Annotated in this window: 2 protein-coding genes; both read left to right on the top strand. The window is 72.3% G+C overall.

The window, feature by feature from the left end:
* Positions 1–857: RsmA family anti-sigma factor (locus NBZ85_RS30600; protein WP_261563368.1), on the top strand; the 857-nt coding region annotated here is incomplete at its 5' end.
* 213 nt (positions 858–1,070) lie between these two features.
* Positions 1,071–2,111, top strand: a complete 1,041-nt coding sequence (trxB, locus tag NBZ85_RS30595) for a thioredoxin-disulfide reductase (protein ID WP_261563367.1) — start codon at positions 1,071–1,073, stop codon at positions 2,109–2,111.
* Positions 2,112–2,131 lie beyond the last annotated feature (20 nt).

Below are 2,131 nucleotides of genomic sequence, written 5' to 3'. Positions count from 1 at the left end.
GTGCCCCCCAGACCGGTGCCCCCCAGACCGGTGCCCATCAGACCAGGACCGACCGTGGCGGTCGGCCGCGTCCCGGCGACGCTCGTGGTCGCGGGATTCGTCCCGGCCGGGGCCCGGCCCGGCGGCCCGGGGACCGGGGCGAGCAGCAGCTGGCGTCGGGCGCGTCCTCGGCCCCGCGATGGGACTGGGTGTCGATCGCGGCGGTCTGCGCGGCGTTCCTCACCTTCGGCGCTGCCGTCCTCGCCTTCTACGGCCTGCGAGTGGTGGACGCCGATCATCCGGTCGCGACGGCGAACGTCGCGCTGGGCCGGGATTCGGCCAGCGCCGCCGCAACCTCGCAGGCCGGGCCGGCCAGACTGACGATGATGGCGGACTCGCGGACGAACCTCGACCCTGCCGACGTCGGCCAGCACAGCAGGGAGCTGCTCGCGGGCCAGATCGCGGGTTCGGTCACGCTGCCCCTACAGCTGACCGGACCGACGGGGAGCATCGCGGAGCGGGGGGCCGTGGTGTCGGCGACGGCGGCGGGTGGCCCGCCGTTCCAGGCGGTCGCTCCGGCCGCGGCGCGCCAGCCCGGGTCCGTCGTGGCGGCACCGCAGGCCGCGGTGGGTCAACGGCTGCGTGCGCTGCTGGACAACCCCGATCTGCGTACCTGCTACCAGAGTCTGATCGCCCAGTCCGGCGGGGACATCCTCGCGGTCGACCGCATCCGGTATGACAGCCAGCCGGCGCTGCTGGTCGTGTTGTCCATCCCCGTGCAGCCGGCGGCCGCGCAGGTGCTCGTCGTCGACGCGCACTGCGGCATCATCAGCGCCTCCGCGGCATTGTGGTACAGCGCGACCACCCTGCGCGGGTAGCGTGACCACCGACATCGATGATCTGCGGTTACCCAGCACCGGCGGGCGCGGGATGGAATCAGACGCCCTCGAGGACCGTTGTCGCTCTCGGACAGCGTCTTCACGGAGCACCAGACCCACGAGCAGGGATCCCGACGCGACACCGGGGCCGAAGGGCACCGGCGGGGTCCACCCCCGGCTGACGGGGAATCGCGCAGCGCGAAAGGAGCGGGTGTGACAGCCCAGCAGCAGGTCCAGGACGTCACCGGTCACGGTGGCGGATCGGCAGACGAGGTGCGCGATGTCATCATCGTCGGCTCGGGGCCGGCAGGCTACACGGCCGCCATCTACACTGCCCGGGCCAACCTGCGGCCGCTCGTCTTCGAGGGCGCGGTAGCCGCGGGCGGCGCGCTCATGAACACCACCGAGGTCGAGAACTTCCCCGGCTTCCCCGCGGGCGTGCAGGGCCCGGAGCTGATGGAACAGCTGCGCCAGCAGGCGGAGCGGTTCGGCGCCGAGCTGGTCGCCGACGACGTGACCGAGCTCGACCTCGCCGCCAACCCGAAGGTCGTCAAGGTCGAGGACCAGACGTTCCTGGCGCGCACGGTCATCGTCGCCACCGGCTCGGCCTACCGCAAGCTCGGCGTCAAGCACGAGGAGCGGCTGCTCGGGCGTGGAGTGTCGGCCTGCGCGACCTGCGACGGCTTCTTCTTCCGCGACCAGGACATCGCCGTCGTCGGCGGCGGTGACTCGGCGATGGAGGAAGCGACGTTCCTGACCCGCTTCGCCCGATCGGTCACGGTGATCCACCGGCGGGACAAGCTGCGGGCGAGCGCGATCATGCAGGAGCGCGCCTTCTCCAACGACAAGATCCAGTTCCGGTGGAACGCCGACGTCGCCGAGATCCTCGGCGAGAACAAGCTCAGCGGCGTCCGCCTCCGCGACACGGTCACCGGGAAGACCGACGACCTCGACATCACCGGCCTGTTCGTCGCGATCGGCCACGATCCGCGGACCGAGCTGCTCCGCGGCCAGCTCGAGCTGGACGACGCCGGTTACGTGAAGGTCGCGCACCCCACCACCAAGACGAACCTCGACGGCGTGTTCGCCTGCGGCGACGTGGTCGACCACACCTACCGGCAGGCGATCACCGCGGCCGGCACCGGATGCGCCGCCGCCCTCGACGCGGAGCGCTTCATCGCCGCCGGCGAGGGTCCCGGCGAGACGACCACCGAGGCCCCACGGGTCTCCACCCCGGCGCCGCAGCCGGCCTGACGCCCACCCCAGCATCACCC

Source organism: Frankia tisae (assembly GCF_025403405.1).
GTDB lineage: Bacteria > Actinomycetota > Actinomycetes > Frankiales > Frankiaceae > Frankia > Frankia tisai.
Note: the sequence above shows the minus strand (reverse complement) of the source record. Positions and strands in the feature narration are given on the sequence as shown.